Origin of the sequence: Pseudoalteromonas sp. M8, assembly GCF_018141365.1 — a bacterium.
Classification (GTDB): domain Bacteria; phylum Pseudomonadota; class Gammaproteobacteria; order Enterobacterales; family Alteromonadaceae; genus Pseudoalteromonas.
The window spans coordinates 513,822-532,508 of record NZ_CP047239.1; the positions used below are offsets into that span (position 1 = coordinate 513,822).

The following is an 18,687-nucleotide window of genomic DNA, read 5'->3' on the forward strand; positions in this document are numbered from 1 at the left end:
GCGCTTATTCAAATCTAAGTAGCCCAACCAGTCGCACTAAGGCGAGTAAGCCTGCTGCAGTGCGGAGCTAAGCGATGCCGAATTCAAGCTTTGCTCCCTTTAACTACTCGCGGGAAAAGGGAGTATGCTTACATTTTTAAGCCACTCAAACTACTTACCGGCGGCAACTAAACCGGCGCCAAACCCAAAAAACACGCCACCGCTCACTTTGTTCATCATCGTCATGCTCTTCGGTGACGACAATTTAGTCTTAGCAAGGCCAGAAAACACCGCATAAGAAATATGCACCATAAACACCAGCAGGCTAAAGGTAAAAACCAGCAACATAAATTGCGGCATAAAGGCATTTTCCACATTGATAAATTGCGGAAAGATAGACATAAAGAAAATAACAGCCTTAGGATTGGTGATCGAAACAAAAAAGCCTTCTAAAAAGCACTTTTTCATCGTACTTGCAGCAATAGACTTGCCTAATTTACTCTCACCTTTAGTTCGCCACATTTTGTAGCCTAAATAGAAAAGATATGCAGCGCCAATAAATTTAACGACCGTAAATGCCAACACGGAACTGGCTAAGATCACACCTAAACTTGATGCCGATACCGCAGCGACAATCAAAATCCCGAGCGCGACACCACAAATACCAGCTAAAGACTTGGCAAAGCCTCTTTGAATTGAGTTATTGATAGTCAGCATCACCGCAGGCCCTGGTAATAAAATTGTCGCCAAAGCGACACCTACAAACAGCAAATAATTGTCCAAAACATCAACCCCGCAAACATGTCCGATTCACACTCACTGCATCATCACACTAAATCATGAATTTACAAAGTAATATGCGATAGGTTGGAGCTACGTACTGAGTTTATCAATGATATTCATCTTCGAACTCAGCCTTATCATTTCCCTATGCAATATGCGCTTGAATGAGCGCGACATAAAGTCGCCCCTACTAAAGTAAGTAGTTTAGAGCCAAAAAAATGCAGACTCATCGGTCTGCATTTTTATGCCAATTTGCTTAATTAAGTGAAATTGGTATTAGGGCCTGTTGATCTTTCAAGTTTGTTTTTGCAGCAGTTTGATTGGTATTTATACAAGGCAGAGCCTGCGTAGCATAGTTATTCTATGTAAGTTAGGCGATAACACAGTAGAAATGCCAATCAAGCGCTGCCCTTTGGGTTCCCCTGAGTGCGCTTTGTTCATTGTTGCTCAACTTTTGCTTAGATTACTAGGCGGCAAGTCGAGCGTCGCGATCAAAACACACTCAGGAGAACAAAAATCAAACAGCAAAGGTCAACAGGCCCTAGTGAACTGATGCGAAAAAGATCACTCAAAAGTATACCTCACACCAACCGAGTATCTTGGACCGTATTGACGAGCAAATAAGAATTGCTCTTCATAACGACCATATCCTTGCTCGGTTTCATTGTTTAAGTTTATACCTTCAAAGAACACCGTAAACTGCTCATCAATATCGTAATTCACACTAACGTCCCATTGACCGTAAGACTTGGCATATTGCGGTGGTGCATCTGCCGAGCCTTGCGCTTGACCTACCCCGATAAGATAAGCGTCACGCCATGCGTAGGTTAACTTCACAGATAACCCGTCTTTTTCGTAAAATGCTTGGAAGTTAGCCGAGTCACTCAACCCCGTCAGCGGTGCTTGCTGCACTAGGCTTTCACTATCAAACTCAACATCGCCATCAACATAAGTTGCGTTAACACCAAGGCCAAAACCCGTTTCACCAAATAGGTGCTGTACCGCCACTTCAAAACCATCAACCGATTTGCTATCGGTATTTTGTGGCTGACTGATGTTCCATACCATCAATGGATCGTCACTGCTTGGTTCAATTTTGCCATCGGCATTACCGTGACCATTGGCGATCATTTGCGCAAAAATGGCATCACTGGTTGCCTGCTCTCCACGGGCTTCAATGTCTGCAATCGCTTGTTTATACCTTGGACCATTGTAAATATCGTAAAGACCTTCAATGGTGGTTTGCGTGATTGTGGTTTGAATAAAGTTATCGACCTCTTTTTTGAAGTAGCCAAGTGACGCGTAACTTCCTTCGTTGTAATAATATTCAAGTGAAAAATCTAGGTTTGTCGACTCAAACGGTAATAGATTTGTATTGCCTCGAGAGCCAGTTCTCGCTCCTGGTTTTGGGCTGCCTGACAAACTTCTGCCACCCGCAAGATTACTAAGCGGCGCACGCGACATTGTTTTGCCCCAAGACGCTCGTGCAATTAAATCTTCGGTGATATCAAAACGCACATCGATCATCGGTAATAGAATGTCGTAATCCCCTTCCTGCGTTAAGAAATTGTCATCACCGCCTGCAGCGTATTGCATAATCCACTCAGATGGACTGTCCCAATTCACTTGCGTTTCCACACGCTGACGCACCACACTTGTCACATCCGTTTGTTCATAGCGTAGGCCTGCGTTGATCTGCACAAAGTAGTCAGAAAATTCAAACTCCCATTTGGATTGCAAGTAGATGCTGTCAGTGGTTTCATCAACTCGACTTTGGCTATCTATGCCATCAAAATAGGCATCCGCCGAGTAGTAGTCAGCACCGATCACATCTTCTGTAAGATACGCAAGCTGCCTTGCAATAGCTTCATCAAAGTCATAGGTATAGTAATACCCCGGCTGTAGGTCACTGCCACCACCAGCGAATTGGTCTAGCAAATCGCCAGTTTCATGGCGCGTAAACATGCTATCTGGGAAAATTTCTTTAAACGAAGGGTTAAAACCCGGTCCTCCTCGCAAACCACTCCACGCTTCATATCCCCAGTTGACTGTTCAGTGCGAGCTGCACCAAACTGCACACTGACTAGGCCAATATCAAAACTGTCGTTAAACCAAGTGGCATCAAGTTGTAACTGCTCGACTGTCGCCTCTCCGGGAGAATGGATAAATTGGCTAAAGTTAGAATCAATTTCACTTGCCATGAGTTCATTCGTGCCATTTTTCCAAAGCACATTTGCATGTGGCACTTCGCCCTGCCGATAGTCATAAATCTTAGTGAGTAACTGATCTGAGCCTAAGATGATTTGACCATCACTACCCAAGCCTTTATCTGCGCCATTATCGGTTTCGTTTTTCGAGTCGTGATAATCAAGCTCTACATGCCAATTATCGTTAATTTGCCAGTCCAGATTTAAGCCAAGTGAACGCGCCTCGACTTCCGTCGTATTCCTATTAGCAGTAAACGACGCATCATTACCACCAATATCGGCATAAACCGCGGTGCCATTTGCATCTAACTCATAGGCGTTAATATTACCGCCAAACTCATTCCAAATACCCCACCCCACCGTATTAGAGCCAGTTACGGCAAGGCTTGCCGTATAATCTAAGGTGGCAACAAAACCGTTAGTTGGTGCATATTGAAAGGTAACTTGACCGTTCGTTCTTTCTCGCTCTAGATCTTCGATGCCGTAGTTCATGTCTTTTGGAAAAAAGTAATTTCCGACTTTATTACCCTCGGCATCTTCAGCACGGCCATCAATGATTTTAGATGGGTCTAAATCAGGTAGATCAACATTGGCCTGCCAGCCTTGAATATTGGCTTGCTGCTTTTGAAAATCACGTTGCTGATGGGAGAAGGAAAATCCAAAACCAAAGGTTTCATCGGCAAAGGTATTACTATAAACCGCGGAAACCTCAGGTGTAACATCATCTCCCGCTTCGTTAGAGGTATCAACAATCGCCTTTGCTGTTGCGCTAAAGTGTTGCCCTGGGCGTTGTAGTGGCTTACCCGTGACAATGTTGACCAAAGCCCCTAAACCGCCACTTGGTACATCAGCACGTCCGGTTTTATATACCTCAAGCGCACTCACGCCTTCTGCGGCTAGGTTTTCCAAGTTATACGAACGAGTATTACCTGTGCCCGGCATTTGACGACCATTTAATGTCACCAAGTTAAAATCAGGCCCAAAACCACGTACGGTAATTTGGCTGCCTTCACCGTTGGCGCGGCTGACCGAAACACCGGTGATCCGCTGTAAAGACTCGGCTAAGTTGGTATCTGGAAATTTCCCCATTTCCTCTGCCGAAATGGCATCCATAACCCCCGATGCGGAGCGCTTTAAATCCATTGAACGGATCAAACTTCCGCGGATCCCTTTCACTTCGATCACTTCGACTTTTTCGGCTGTTTGTTGCTCTTCTGCTTGAGCTATGCTGACCATACCCGCATTCATCGCTATTGCTAGCGACAACTGAACGGCAAGCTTACTTTTATTGAATTGTTTGTTATTCATGACTGCCCTGCGATTCTATTCTTGCTGCTGGATCACCGAGTTCAAAGCACTATTGGCGATCCACACTGGCTTATTGACTGATGATTTCAACATTGTCTATGCGGTAAACGGCGCCTTCACCCATTCCCCAGCTGGGGAATACCATCAAGACATCAATGGCACTAATATCGAGTCCTGCATCGTACAAAGCTTGAAGTGGAAACGTATACGTTTGCCATTTGCCAACTTCTGGAGCTTGACCTTCAGCGCTTTGGTTTAGAGCAAGCTCTACCGCCGCACTAGCATCATTTGACTCAATTTTAAACAGCCATTGAGCGTCAATATTTGCAGGTGCTGAAGTCACCTTCATATCAAACTTAACTACGCCAGTTTCTAGTAAATGGGAAGCATCATAATAGACATCGTCATCCGCTAAGAACCCCATCACGGTTGGGGTTGCACCAATAACAAATTGCGCAACTTGACCATGGGCTGCATCTTCGTCTACTTCTATTGTGGGTGTAGAGCCACCACAGCAATCCCAAATTGACCACTGCTCAGCAGCTTGATCTTTGAATAAGCTTAGACCGCCACTCGCCTTGTCACCGTCAGGATGAAAGATTTTTGCGTTATCAACACGATAAACCGCACCGCTACCTGAGCCCCAAGCTGGGAAAATCATCACCACATCAATTGCACTTGGATCAAGACCAGCCTGAGCCAAAGCTTCAATTGAGAAAGTATAGGTTTGCCATTCACCGGCCTGTGGCGCTGCACCTTCTTGTGATTCAGATAGTGGTAGCTCAACCGCACTCGCGGCATTGTCAGACTCAATTTTAAGTAGCCAAGGGGCATCAGGCGTTGACGGTAAGCTCATGACTTTCATCTCAAACTGTACTACGCCACCTGCTAAAATTGCAGTTGCATCAAACGGCTTTCCAGCTCCGCCCACTTCTGTTCGAGACGAAAACCCCATTACCGTTGGTGTGTCACCAATCGTAAATTCAGCAACAATACCATGCGTCGCATCGTCAGAGACTTCAGTCGGTGTCGAGCCACCACAACAATCCCAAAGCGGCCACTCAGCGTTAATGGCATTTTCAAATAAGGTCAACGAAGGTAAGTTTGTATCCTGTGCAATCTCAACCTTATCAACACGATAGATAGCACCGTTTCCGGCACCCCATGCTGGGAAGATCATCACGACATCAATAGCTGATACATCAAGTCCTGCATCAGCCAACTGCTGTAGTGGGAAGGTATAAGTTTGCCACGAGCCTGCGGCTGGTGATTGTCCTTCAACGCTTGCAAAAAGATCGAGTTCAGCAGCGCTAGAAGCACCTTGGCTTTCAACTTTAAATTTCCATGCTGCGCTTGGGTCTGAAGGCATTTGCTTCACTTGCATATCGAACCGAATATAGCCCGCTTCTAGCATACTCGTTGCATCAAATGGCGAGGCTTTACCGCTTGGATCTGTGATAAATTCGGCACGGCTGGTAAAACCATTTACGGTTGGCGTCTCACCGACCACAAACTCAACAACATTGCCACGGCTTTCGTCTGCAACCAATGCAGGCGTAGAGCCACCACAACAATCCCAAGCTGGCCAATTAACATTAAAATTATCATCAAAGATGGTTAGGTTTTTAGCGGTACCCGAAGAAGGTGGCGACGGAATAGGTGCTTCGCCTTCGACTAACGCATCCTCAAGGTCGTCGTAGCCTGGACGCACCGTTTCACATCCTTTGCCCGTTTCAGGGTTAAAGCCGCATTCATACACTCTGACATAGTCAACCACAAACGATTGTCCGTTCACAAAGGCGTCCGAGTCGATACCTTTATTATTAACGTTTTCAGGCCAATCACCGCCAACGGCAAGGTTTAAGATAAGGTGAAACTGTTGATCAAAAGGCGCACTATCCCAATGAGTAACCAGCTCGCCTGAGCCTTGCTCGTAGTATTCAGCAAACCATCCACGGTGTTTTAAACCAACCGCTTCTTGCTTTGAGTTGTAACGAACCTCCGATTGACGTTGCGTGGCATAGAGATAACCATCAACGTACCAACGGATCTCACCCTCTTGCCACTCCACAGCATAGGTATGGAAGTCATCGGCTGGATTTACACCATCAGGTATGGCGTATGCTTTACCGGTGTGAACATTATTAGGCCAATCACGGCCGTAATGAAGCGTGCCATGCACGTTAGATTCAACCGAGCCGTCTTCACTAGCGACCTTGAGATTTACCGCTTCCATAATGTCTATTTCACCAGACTTGGGCCAGCCACCGTAAACCTCATCCGTAGGCAACATCCAAAACGCGGGCCAACTGCCTTGCCCGCTTGGTAGCTTGGCCCGCATTTCGAATCTGCCATACTTAAAGTCAGCTTTATATTTGGTGTTCAATCTTGCCGAGGTATACGGCAGTTGTGCGCCTGCTTGCGCAGGGGTAGCGACAATATTCAGCATGCCATCGGCAATAAACGCGTTCTGTTCACTGTCGGTGTAACACTGTTTTTCATTGTTGCCACCGCCGTCGCAATTTACCTCGTGCGTCCACTTAGATGTGTCTATCGCATCGCTATCAAATTCATCGCTCCACACTAGCGTCCAGTCTGAAACCGGCGCTGTGGTATCAACGGATTTATAATTAGTTTCTGTCTCGGCGCTTCCGCCACATCCCGCTATGATAGCCACAGAGATTGCGGTGCATAGCCTTGTTAATTTTCTTGCTGCAATTTTCATCAGTTACCCCGATGCAAAACGTCGTTGTCAAATGGTTGAATGCTAAGAACTTTATTATTTAACCTGAGGCTTAGATAAGCCGTCGATTAACTCATCGTTTCTCAGAGCAGGTTATTTAGCTATACGCTGGAAGACTACTCAGCGCGTTCCCAGCAACAAATGTAAGCGCTTACAAATAAAGTTAAAAAAACAACCGCAAAATGTAAGCGCTTTCACAAAAGTAAACTAAGTTAATTTATTCGTCAATATTAAATTGTCATAAGGTGAAAATCTGCATGATATAAATACATACTTAACAGATCAGTAGCATCTAATAAAACCATAGCAGAAAAAGCCGTAAAGGGGCTTTACATGTTTACGCAATCGTTACGTCAAGATAAATCATACGCTTTAGCTTGGTTGACAATACGGTTAAATTCACTGAGATTATTAGCAAAAAATTAGGGTTACGTTATGAAATCATATTTCCTTTTAGTTGCAGCGGCAGGTGTTATGAGTGGTTGCATGACCACCAAGCCAAGCAGTAACCAGCGCCTCTGTGAAACGACACTGCACAATTACATAAAATATCGAGATTCGGGTTCAGCACAAGCATACCAAAGTGTTTTTACACAGGATGCAACATTTAGTATCCCAGCACTCAGTATCAATATTACTGGTGCTGAAGAAATAACAATAAGGCAGCAACAAGCCATAAAAACAACAAAAAGTATGCACATGATAACCAGTGCCGATATTCAACCTATCGAGGCAAATAAGTTTAGTGCTAAAAGCTACTTTGTTCTTTATCAGCAGCCAAAATCTCAATCAGATGCCCCAATCACCGTATTTAACGGAGTGTATGAAGACGAGCTTAAAGTAATCGATGGCCGATGCTTAATCAATCACCGCCTTGTTAACGTGATCAAAAAAGAGACTTGGCATTAGGCGTTATTAACCCAGTTATTGTTTGTGGCATTGTGCAATTTTGTACAAGACTTTTTGAGTGAAGACAGATACGCTTTTCATCAATGGGGGAGAGAATTATGCAACACTCAAAGTTTAGTTTTCATCGTGAACTCGGTGGCCTAGAAGTACTACACAACATTGATAAGCAGGAAGACTTTGGTAGACATAGCCACAGCGGCTATACGCTTGCCTTAGTGGATAGTGGTGCACAGCGATTCTACCGCAGTGGCGGTGAACACTTAGCTAGTCAGCATAGTGTCATTTTGATTAATGCAGAGCAGGTGCACGATTGCAGAAAGGCGTCAAAAGATAAGTCTTCGTACCGTTCACTCTACCCAACGCCTGAACTATTTAATCAGTTTCTTGGTGATGGCAAGGCAATAGCTCCTTTTTTCCATGATGCAGTGGTACACGACCGAGCGCTTGCGGCACTCATGGACACCACTTTTAACGTCTTAGAATGTGATACCAGCGTGCTTGAAAAGCAGTCTCAGCTTATTACTCTGCTATCTTATTTAAGCAATAAGCAAGGCAAAGTCACATTCGATACAAAAACCCCTTCGGTTAAGCAACGAATTACCACTGCACGCCATTTTCTTTTGGATAATTTATTTGAAGATGTATCACTCGACTCCTTAGCGAGCCTTGTCGGCATGAGTCCCTTTTACTTTATTCGTGTGTTTAAGGCCCACACCGGCCTCACTCCCCATGCCTTTCAAATACAACACCGGCTTAATCATGCCAAGGCATTACTGCGCAGTGGCAAAAGTGTTTCCCATGCAGCATTAAGTGTAGGCTTTTATGACCAAAGCCATTTCAACCGTCATTTTAAAAAGAATATGGGGATCACTCCCAGTCAATATAGCAAGGCTTGTTAATATGAAAGTCGCAGTATGCAAAGGCTTTTGGGATATGTTGCCATTAAATCTCGCCGTGCTTCCTTGGGGAATATTGTGTGGCTCCCTTGCCGTGCAAAATGGCTTTACGCCGCTCGAAGCACAGTTAATGTCGTTATTAGTTTTTGCAGGCTCGGCGCAGTTAGTGGCAATAGAGCTTATTGCCAAAGACACCGCGCTTATCACCTTGCTTGCGACTACCTTTATTATTAGCGCGAGACATTTACTCTATGGCCTTGCTATCCGCAATAAAATGATAGATAAGCCCCTTAAATGGCGTGGCCCCATCGCGTTTTTTCTCACTGACGAATTATTTGCGTTTTCCCATCACCACCGTGCCTATCAAGGCAAACTTCGGCTCGTGTATGCGCTCATCGCTGGTGGTAGCTTTTATGTTGCATGGAATCTGTGGACGCTCATTGGTATTGTCGCAGGTCAGTTTTTACCTGACTTGACCAACCTTGGCTTAGACTTCGCGATTGCGGCAATATTTATTGCTTTAGTGGTCCCGAGTATTAACGCATTACCCGTGTTATGCGCCTGTTTAACGTCGGCCGTAACTATCTTAGTGTTCAAACTGATCCATTTTGAATTTGGTTTAATCGCCTCAGCACTGCTCGGAATGTCGGTAGGATATGTGCTACAAAGTAAAAAGGAGCGTGTATGATCACCACTATTTTAGCCATGGCTTGCGTCACGTTTGCAACTCGGTATTTATTTTTGGCAAAACAACTGCCTTTTACTATCGGCCCTAAACTACAACGCTTTTTAAGTTTTAGCGCCCCTTGCGTACTGACTGCCATTTGGGTACCCATTGTATTCATTCAGAACAAGCAACTTGCCATCACGCCAAGCAACCCCTATTTGGTCGCCGCAACGGTTGCGGTAATACTGGCATTTCGCTTTAAAAACCTCTATATCACCACGTTTGGGAGCCTAGCTGTGTTTTACTTGCTGTACTAAATGCGAAATGGTTACAGCCGTTGGATTAAATCCCAAGCGCATAAGTGCCGTTTCATCGCCTGCTTTACTCACGCAAACCAATGCGCGCTGGTTTAGCGCTTCGAAGCGCCCCGTCACATGGGCTTCACGGCCAATCGCAGCAAGCGGAAACACCATATCGCCTTGCTCAACTGCGATATTTACGTCTAGGCCATTTGCTACTCGTAGCGTCATCCAGCAACCTAATTTTCTGCAAACATGAGTGACCACCCCTTTTACGGTCACAAGGTTTGTTGTGTAGTCATTAAGATTTGGCAATATGTGCTCTGCCTCGACTAACTTAGACATGTCTGCACCACCGGCAAATTCTAGCGGGCTTGAAAAGCTAAACCGAGAAAATACCGCCAAAGAGAGTGCTGTTAGTTTTATCGTATCCTTCATCATTGCGACTCCATAGCTTTTATCACTATTTACCTCATCAATTGCTTACTCCTATAAAAAGTTATGGAGCATCAATCATATAGCTATATAAAAGTACAATTCGCAACTAAAATCAACACAAAAGTTAATAAAAGGTAAATTTAGAAGTTAAATGTTTTTGAAATTGACGCCACAAATGTAGAATCTGCATAAGAATCAATGTCATTGCTTTCATAACCCAATGAAAAAGACCAAGTACTAATCGAGTAAGTTCCAGTTAGATGCCAGTGGGTATAGTCATCATCACCCGACTCCCATTCGTATTTATCACTATCAAAGCTCATTGAATGATCAACCCCGAGCGTCAGTAACCACCGATCTGTAATTGGGATACTATGCGTGAGCATCACTATCCCGTGAGCAGCCCCTGTTCCAAAGTAATCCCATGCATACCAAAAGTCTAAATTTGTCTGGCCATAATTAAACTTTGCAAAGGCTTCTGCATAGTTGTAATCAGAACTCACATCATCACCATGATAGGTATATTGGGAGAGGCCAACATCAAGCTTTAATTTTTCAGTTAGCGTAAATTTGTAGCCACCATACAGATCTCCTTCTAAATCCGTACCATCACCAAAATCTACTTGAGATACCCAGCCTCCAGCATACCAACCACTTTTTCCAAACCAATCAAGACTAACTTGAAGCGCTTCGTCTTCCTTAGTTTGACTCACGCCGTTAAATAAATAATCGGAAGCCAATGTTACGGTAGAAGATGTCGCCGCATTGACAAATAGTGGAGTAAACAACAATGGCAGCAGCCAGTATTTTTTCATCTTTAAAATCCCCCTTTAATTGCAGTCATTTCAAGCATAGACCGCCGTTCCCGCCCTGTCACTGACACAGTTTCATCCGCTTTTTAACGTGCTTGGTATGATTCTTTTTTCGTTTCATAAGCGTCTGGCTGGCGGTAACAACAAAAGCACTTATTGATGCTAAAAGGCGATTAAGCAGGCACATAAAGTACGCTGTGAGTTATCAATAAATCACTCCGCTTGCAGGACAGCGCGTAGAGGTTCTGTTAGGATGCGTTTTTTGCCTGTAGAACCTTTGGAAAAGCCCTTGAAATTGTCATTTATGTTTCGCTTACTGTTGTTATCCGCGCTGCTGTTTACGCTGACAACTCAGGCCGAGTCTGTTTATATACAAGCCGGGCCGGGGAGTTTTAATCATGCCGCACTTAACCTACTCGCCAACCGCCAGTCGCAGGAGTATGAGCGTTTTTACTCGGGCACCCCGGAGCATACTTATGCCAATGCCGCACAAGCGCAGAGCTGGGCCTTTAGCGCGCTGGCCAACTCCACTATTGAAGGACAACTGGTCCCAGCCATTGTCAATGCGATGCGTAACTACAAGGTAACGGAGCTGAGTGCCGCTGTGCATATGCCCATCGAAATGTGTGTTTTTGGATTGAACAAGACAACTAAAATTACGCATGCAGCATCCCACCCGGCAGCCCTGAACCAAATTGGTCATTGGCTCAATGCTCATCAGGTACAAACCAAGCCCGTGCCCAAAGGCACCAACGAAGCGGCTCGCTTACTTGCAAATGGACAATTTGACCAAAACACCGTTGCCGTAGGTAGCTGCGCACTCAAAGTGGTTTACCCAGAGCTGATACTGCGCGAAGTAAGCGTTCAGGATAACGCGGATAACCATACGCTGTTTGGTCTGATGAAAGTGGAGAAACGGTCTCAGCCGATAAGCGAAGATGAAGCTCGCAGCGCGCTGGCGCAGGTCGTTGAAAAGGCAAATACATTGGTCAAAACGCGAACAGACTCTGCTGAGGTGCTATTCTCACATATCAACCAACGTCTTGCTCAGATGCAGCCTGTAGCACTGTTTAAAGCACAACAACACAGGCCAATTGAAGACTTATCCCGTGAAGCCACTGTGCTCTCAAAAGCGCTAGAGCAAGCCCGCCAGCAATGTCTGGATAGTGCAAGCGTTGAGGCGTTTTTCCAAGCACAAATGGATGCTGCAAAGGCGATTCAATACAGATACCGGGCACAATGGCTGGCTGAAGGCGTACCAAACGAAGATGCCAATTTGGATCAGCTAAGAAGCACATTAAATCAGCTTGGTGCAGCCATTCTTGAAACACTGACCCAGCATCTTGCCAAGCACGGTAACCTCACGGATGAACTGGCAGGCTTGTTTAACCAAATAATAAACACCGAACAGCTCTTTGCAAACGACAAAACTAGACTCTTTTCGGCACTGCAAAAGGTACGCAGGGTGGATAACTGCACTATCACTGCTTCATAAACAAATTAGCAATAAGTCGGATTAGCTGATGTCTTGACTGATCATGATTACATCAACGACATCAGCCAAAAGACAATGGTTTTAAAAGAACTACCCTCTTGTTTTGGCTGCTTGACGGCTTTCCATTGCATTGATGCCCTGAATATCTGGGCCTGTTGAGCTTTCATTTTGCTTTTCACTCTTTAATTTCAGTCACTTCACGCAAAGAACCGTTTTATTGATCTGCATCCATTTACATTCATCCCGGCAAAGATAATAATGAGAATGATTTTTAATTAAGGAGTTAAATATGAAAACCTCTCTTTCCATCACTTTGCTTAGCCTAGGTGTCTTTCTGTTTTCTCATACTGCATCGGCAAACGAATGTGAACTCAGCATCGAAGCCAACGACATGATGCAGTTTTCTAAAAAATCACTCAGTGCGCCATCTAGCTGTAAAGAAATTTCAGTCACGTTAAAGCATACGGGCAAACTGCCAGCCACCACCATGGGCCACAACTGGGTGTTGAGCAAAGCAGCAGATGTTCAAGCCGTTGCAACCGATGGTATGTCGGCAGGTGCAAATAATAGCTATGTAAAGCCAAACGACAGTCGCGTTTTAGCCGTATCAAAGGTGATTGGCGGTGGCGAGCAAACCACAGTGACCTTCTCTACTGAGCAGTTAAAGCAAGGTGACAGCTACAAGTTCTTCTGTTCTTTCCCGGGCCATTTCGCCATTATGCAAGGCACTTTTACACTTAGCTAAAAGTGCTACAGAGCAGGGATCAAACCGTGACTTCCTGAAGCCTCACAGCGCAGCCCTGCTTTTGCCATATCATTAATTTATCTAATTTGTGACAATTATTACTCAAGCCTTGAAGAACATACCTATAATCATTACAATCAATTGCAAACAATAATGATTATCACCATCATGAGCTTTTTCTCAATTATACCGTTTTGGTTTGCCGCAGTGTTACTCTACTTGGCAAGCCCTAAACAACGATTTTTGGCTTCATCTATTAGTAGACTCGCAGCATATCCTTTAGCCACTCTACTAATTTTGTCCGGACTTGGTATTTTAACTGTGCAATATCCTGTTATCTCTGCGATGTTAGCAGCACTTGTTATCTTGATGTTTAGTTTAGTTTCAGTAACTTTGTTAAGTGGGTATTCAATAAGACGTTTCTATCTCAGTTCAGCATTAGTCTTCTTGTTATCTCTATTTGTAGGGGGAATAAGTTATGTGGCCTAAAACCTTACTTGGATTTTCATTGGGATTATTACTGTCTATTTCTTTGGTGCTAAACCTCAACTTGTTACTACCTTTTTCTGAATCGGCAAAACTCATGCTGGGTCTGATCTTAGCATTTCCTATCTGGGCGGGTTTTATCGTATGGAGCTATGCATTTCCAAGTGCAAAGGCAGCCTGCAAGCCGTTATTTGCTATTTTTATCCCTTCGCTGCTACTAAATACAGCATTACTGTTAATGAGATAAACAATGAAAAATCAAACACTAAAATCATTAACCGAAGCACACGCCTGGATTGGACTCATTATTTCAACGGTATTATTTATCGTTTTTATCACAGGCTCACTTAGCCTATTTAGAGATAATATTCGGGGTTGGGAGCGTGCACCTCTGGCTGTACAATCAAACGAGTCAATAACCACAATTTCTTATGACAAAGCCATAAACTCTATTCAACAACAATACGATGTTGATACCGATCATAGCTTTTTTATGCGAGAGCCTACGCCGCATAATCCGTTTATTGAAGTATATTTTGCAACCCATTTAGATCAGCCCCACCCGATCACGGGGGAGGATCATCAGGACCAACACCTGTTGATATCACCGCAATCTGGTGAGGTACTTGCTGACGCCGATAAGTTTGAGTTTTCTACGTTGCTTTTTGAACTCCATTTCGATTTGGGGTTAGGTAGGCCTGGACTCTATTTTGTTGGAGTGATTACGTTGTTTTTCTTCGTTGCTATACTAAGTGGCGTTGTGATCCATTGGCGTAAAATTGCAAAAAATTTCTTTCAATATCGCGCCGAAGGTAAAAAAGACAAATGGCTGGATGCTCATAACCTGATCGGCACGATGGGCCTACCTTTTCACATTATGTACGCCTTCACAGGGCTTGTTTTCAACCTCGTGATTATCTACCAGATTTCATACGCCGTGATGCTCTATGGTGGCAACCAAACTGCATTACTGCAAGCAGCTGGATTTAACGAGCCAAAAATTGAGGCCATAAACCAAATACAACCCATGCAAGGCATTGATCAACTAAGAGCTCAAGCACAGGCTAAGCTTGGGGATGTTACCTTTACTATGGTTAAAATTAGCCACTTTGGTGACAAGAATGCGGTGGTGGGCTTTACAGCAAAAAGCAATGATGCTTTCTCTAATATTAAAGAAATTCAGTATAAGCTAAGTGACAGCTCGCAAGTTTACCTCACAGAAAACAACTATGATAATGCAGTACGAGCGGGACTCTCTACCATTGCAAGTCTGCACTTTGGTGATTTTGCTGGATATGGCATGCGACTGGCGTTTTTATGCCTTGGTCTTGCAACCGCCTACTTAATTGTTACTGGCAATTTGATGTGGATTGACAAACGAGCAAAGCAGAAAAAGCAAAGTCCTAAAAGCCTAATGTTTGTCAAAAGACTGACCAGCGGCAGTTTTATTGGGGTGATTTTAGCGGTTGCTGTTGGCTTTACATTAACCACTTTACTTCCTGCGACGCATGCCGACAAATTAGAAACCGTCAAGTCCTCTATGTTTATAGCCTTTTTCTTTGCCCTGATAAGTAGCCAATTTGCCAAAGATGTTTTGTCCTTTAGCAAGGTGTTATTAGGATTAAGTGGGATTTGCTATTGTTTAAGTTTAGTGATGAATTTGGCCTACTTCGGTAACCAATACAACTTGTTACCGCTACAAACTAAAGTAGACTTCGCGATTGTGATTGGACTAATAGCACTAATGGCCTTGATCTGTTGGAAGGCAGTGTCACGGTTCAACGCCGCAGCGCAAACCACAAGCGCAACTTCGTCTGAACAAACTTCGCACCAAACTGCGAACTAAAAAAGCGGGCTTACATAGCCCGCTTTGTCTTACTCTCACAGGGAAACAATGTGAAGTTAAAACTCTGTCTTAAATCTTAGGTAGTACTCACGACCCAAATATAAAGACGAATGAATGGGATCTGCGTTATTTCCATTGCCGGTCGCGAAAGGCGGCGCTTCATCCAGTAGATTGTTAACGCCCAGCGTAATTTGAGTATCAACAGAGTCTAAATGGTAGGTTACTTGAGCATTATGTGTCAGCGTGCTATCAACGGTATTGGTAAAGTTAACGATTTGGTCGCCTTGTTTAACCGATACTTCTTCTAACATTGAATCGATATAGTAACTTTGCCAACTTGCGCTAAAGTCGTCATGCTGCCAATTAAGTGCAAAGTTAACTCTGTGCTCAGGCACCGCCATCTGGCCATTAACGCGCTGTCCGGCTCTGTCTTTGGTTGCAAGGCCTGGTTCAATAACTTCATGTTTACTCACAAATGACCAGTTTAGTGCAGTACTCAAATCACCAAATGAAAACTGCCCGATGTCAAAACGAACTTCCGCGTCCACCCCTTGACGGTTTAACGCATTGAGGTTTTCATTAAACACATCAACACCGGTGATCACCCCCTGAAACTCTCCAGATTGAACACGATGTACAGAGTCGCAGTACAAACCATTATTCATACATTCACTCAATTTAGTCACCGCGCTAATGTTACCAATGGCATCTTTTAATTGGATGTCGTAAAAATCTAAGGTGATTGAACCGTTAGTAAGCCAGCTCGGCTGATATATCACCCCAAGTGTTTTGCTCGTCGCGGTTTCTGGTTCAAGTTCGGTGTTACCGCCAGTATTAGTTCTGATCTGTCCGATCGTTTCTCGGTAACTACCATCTGCGGGAACGCCTGTGCTGACACAGTTTTGGTTTGGATTTGCTACGGCACAAGGATCGTCGCCATTTTCAAAACCAGGTAACCTTCCTTTATAGAGTTCCACCACATTAGGCGCTCTAAATGCTTGTGACCAAGTCCCTCTAAAACTCAACTGCTCATGCAACGCCCAAAATACGCCCACTTTTGAATTGGTGGTCGAACCAAACGTATCAAAGTCTGAATATCGAGTCGCGAGATTTAACTCTAGGCTCTGCGCCCAATCGTGGTCTAATAGTAGTGGTACGACAGCTTCTAGGTAGGCTTCATTGAGCGAATATTCGCCGCCAGTTGGTCTACCTAATCCATCCGTGACTAAAATATTAATAGAAACGGCATCTGTTTGATTACGCGCCTCAACTTTTTGATTTTCGATGCCAAAAGACACACCTAGGTCGCCCGCAGGCAAACTCGCCACTACGCCACTTAGGTTCGCGCTGGCGATTTTAATCTGGTTATGACCTTGTTGGATCCCCGGCCAATCACCAGAGAGATAATTTAGCATGTCCTCGGAAATTTCGGAGTCGGTACCGGGTTGGCCAAAGATATTAAGCGGCACACAACCTGCAATTAGCGCATCCGGTGTAGCACCACAGCGCAGCACACCTTGCTCATCAAAGTGGGTAGGACCAACCGCATTTTTAGCCGCTGGCCAATTGAATATGCCGGTTTTTAGTCGTTTGTTTGAGTTGCGACCAAAATTGTAGGCCAACTCCCAGCTCCAATCTGCATTAAAATCACCAGAAAGCGCCATCACGATACGGTATTGGCTGTTTTCCACATGGTTCATACGGCCATTGGTTTCTACCATTCTGCGACGCCAGTCATTGATGGCATAAGGATTACCATCTTTGTCTTTCGGACCAAATTGCTGGTTGTAGTAGTTATCAGGAGAGTAGGTAAAATCTAAATACCCACCCCAAACTGGAACTAATGGCTGAGGCGCGCCATTGGTTGTGGATTTTCGATGTGAATAAAGCGCCTCGAAATTGAATACCACGTCATCCGAAAACTTCAAATTGCCAAGATCATACTCGCCAAACGCACTCATGCTATAGCGTTCAAAAGGCGTTTGTAGCAAGCTAGGCTCTTGGTAGTTGTATAAATCATTTTGTGCAAGTGATGCATCGGAGATAGTTTCACGCCACTCGCCATATTCTGGGCCTCGGGTAACAAATATTTCCTTACCGTTTTCATCCGTGACTTTTAGGTTACTCCATGGCATTGCGGAACTACCGCCTTGGCCGTAACTGCCATCGGGATTAAGTGTTAAATCATAGCGGCTAAAGTCTCTGTCGCCAGCATACACTTCTTGTTTTTCATCGTAGCTGGCACTCACCATAAAACGCCCTTTATCGCCAACAATCCCTGTTACGAGTTCCAAAGAAGTCGTATCAGCATCACCTTCAGCGGATTGGCCAATTGAGCCACTGACCTCAAAAATATCGCCCGTTTGGCGAGTAATAATGTTTACGACACCAGACACCGCATCAGAGCCGTAAATAGAAGAGGCACCATCCAATAGAATTTCAACACGTTCAATAATCGCTGTAGGTATAGCACTTAAGTCAACCGCAGCATCCGCGCCATTTCCCCCGTTTGGTAAGCGGCGGCCATTTAGCAAGACCAACGTGCGCTGCGCACCTAGACCGCGTAAGTCGAAGTTTGTCACGCCAGACGTATTTTCATTTTGAGAAGCATTAGGAGCACTGGCGGAAACCGTTAGATTTTGCAGCATATCACCAATATTTTTAAACCCGGTTTGCTCAATATCCGATCTAGATATTGTGGTTACCGCGCCGGGTTTACTTAGGTTTGCCCGCGCGATACGTGACCCCGTTACCATAATCTTTTCAACGGGTTCCGACGCTGCTTCCTCGGCAAACACAGGGGCCGTCCACACCATAGCACCCGAACCACACAAGCTGGCTATTGCCAACGCCAAAGTCGTTTTTTGTTTTGTTATTGTCATAACGGTTTCCTTTGTAACGTTCCAAATTATAGTTAGACGCTGACGATAGAAAGTTTCTTATTATCACTACAGGGAATGAAATAGGTTATTTATTGCGCCTTTTTATACTGATAACACAATTAAATCGTTCCAACAAATGATTCTAGACGATTTGCGCAATATTTATTTACTTTTATTGAATATTCAAGCATC

General features: G+C 44.4%; 14 protein-coding genes and 1 pseudogene. 9 read left to right on the forward strand and 6 right to left on the reverse strand.

All coding sequences use genetic code 11. From position 1 onward, the window contains the following. Nucleotides 1-150: 150 nt before the first annotated feature. The 3 genes and pseudogenes from GSF13_RS02055 to GSF13_RS02065 all read right to left on the reverse strand — a co-directional run bounded on the left by GSF13_RS02055 (nt 151) and on the right by GSF13_RS02065 (nt 7,002). A complete protein-coding gene (locus GSF13_RS02055; RefSeq protein ID WP_249122666.1) occupies nt 151-729 on the reverse strand; it encodes a LysE family translocator in 579 nt (192 codons plus the stop codon). Nucleotides 730-1,326: 597 nt separating this feature from the next. After that, a pseudogene (locus GSF13_RS02060) lies at nt 1,327-4,277 on the reverse strand (TonB-dependent receptor). Nucleotides 4,278-4,347: 70 nt separating this feature from the next. Beyond that, entirely contained in the window at nt 4,348-7,002 is a 2,655-nt protein-coding gene (locus GSF13_RS02065) for a glycoside hydrolase family 16 protein (RefSeq protein WP_211865862.1), read from the reverse strand. A gap of 453 nt (nt 7,003-7,455) precedes the next feature. Here GSF13_RS02065 and GSF13_RS02070 point away from each other — a divergent pair, with 453 nt between their 5' ends. The 4 genes from GSF13_RS02070 to GSF13_RS02085 all read left to right on the forward strand — a co-directional run bounded on the left by GSF13_RS02070 (nt 7,456) and on the right by GSF13_RS02085 (nt 9,809). After that, nucleotides 7,456-7,929: a nuclear transport factor 2 family protein gene (locus GSF13_RS02070; protein ID WP_010607479.1), complete on the forward strand. Its 474-nt coding sequence runs from the start codon at nt 7,456-7,458 to the stop codon at nt 7,927-7,929. Between the two features lie 98 nt (nt 7,930-8,027). Continuing rightward, nucleotides 8,028-8,828: an AraC family transcriptional regulator gene (locus GSF13_RS02075; RefSeq protein ID WP_010607478.1), complete on the forward strand. Its 801-nt coding sequence runs from the start codon at nt 8,028-8,030 to the stop codon at nt 8,826-8,828. Between the two features lies 1 nt (nt 8,829). Next, complete coding sequence (locus GSF13_RS02080) at nt 8,830-9,513, forward strand: AzlC family ABC transporter permease (protein ID WP_010607477.1); 684 nt, start codon at nt 8,830-8,832, stop codon at nt 9,511-9,513. After that, nucleotides 9,510-9,809 (forward strand): AzlD domain-containing protein, encoded by a 300-nt coding sequence (locus GSF13_RS02085; RefSeq protein WP_174170682.1) that lies wholly within the window; start codon nt 9,510-9,512, stop codon nt 9,807-9,809. Before GSF13_RS02080 ends, GSF13_RS02085 begins: the two co-directional genes overlap by 4 nt. On the opposite strand, the gene GSF13_RS02090 is transcribed toward GSF13_RS02085, so the two are convergent. Then, nucleotides 9,783-10,232 (reverse strand): DUF4920 domain-containing protein, encoded by a 450-nt coding sequence (locus tag GSF13_RS02090; RefSeq protein WP_211865864.1) that lies wholly within the window; start codon nt 10,230-10,232, stop codon nt 9,783-9,785. The two genes, GSF13_RS02085 and GSF13_RS02090, sit on opposite strands and share 27 nt — an antisense overlap. A gap of 137 nt (nt 10,233-10,369) precedes the next feature. Further along, nucleotides 10,370-11,044, reverse strand: a complete 675-nt coding sequence (locus tag GSF13_RS02095; RefSeq protein WP_193522174.1) for a TorF family putative porin — start codon at nt 11,042-11,044, stop codon at nt 10,370-10,372. A gap of 286 nt (nt 11,045-11,330) precedes the next feature. Between GSF13_RS02095 and aroQ the strand changes: the two genes are divergently transcribed. The 5 genes from aroQ to GSF13_RS02120 all read left to right on the forward strand — a co-directional run bounded on the left by aroQ (nt 11,331) and on the right by GSF13_RS02120 (nt 15,613). After that, on the forward strand, nt 11,331-12,536 hold the full coding sequence (gene aroQ / locus GSF13_RS02100; RefSeq protein ID WP_249122667.1) for a gamma subclass chorismate mutase AroQ: 1,206 nt from the start codon (nt 11,331-11,333) through the stop codon (nt 12,534-12,536). Between the two features lie 289 nt (nt 12,537-12,825). Continuing rightward, the gene (azu, locus tag GSF13_RS02105) at nt 12,826-13,281 is read left to right on the forward strand and encodes an azurin (RefSeq protein WP_010607472.1); all 456 of its coding nucleotides are present in this window, start codon (nt 12,826-12,828) and stop codon (nt 13,279-13,281) included. 153 nt (nt 13,282-13,434) lie between these two features. Next, entirely contained in the window at nt 13,435-13,770 is a 336-nt protein-coding gene (locus tag GSF13_RS02110) for a hypothetical protein (RefSeq protein ID WP_157782821.1), read from the forward strand. Further along, nucleotides 13,760-14,014 carry a hypothetical protein gene (locus tag GSF13_RS02115; protein ID WP_010607471.1) on the forward strand — a complete coding sequence of 85 codons (255 nt, stop codon included), beginning with the start codon at nt 13,760-13,762 and terminating at the stop codon, nt 14,012-14,014. The genes GSF13_RS02110 and GSF13_RS02115 overlap by 11 nt, the downstream gene beginning before the upstream one ends. A 3-nt stretch (nt 14,015-14,017) precedes the next feature. Next, nucleotides 14,018-15,613 (forward strand): PepSY-associated TM helix domain-containing protein, encoded by a 1,596-nt coding sequence (locus GSF13_RS02120; RefSeq protein ID WP_211865867.1) that lies wholly within the window; start codon nt 14,018-14,020, stop codon nt 15,611-15,613. A gap of 56 nt (nt 15,614-15,669) precedes the next feature. Here GSF13_RS02120 and GSF13_RS02125 read toward each other — a convergent pair whose 3' ends face one another. Beyond that, the gene (locus GSF13_RS02125) at nt 15,670-18,495 is read right to left on the reverse strand and encodes a TonB-dependent receptor (RefSeq protein WP_211865869.1); all 2,826 of its coding nucleotides are present in this window, start codon (nt 18,493-18,495) and stop codon (nt 15,670-15,672) included. Nucleotides 18,496-18,687: the final 192 nt, after the last annotated feature.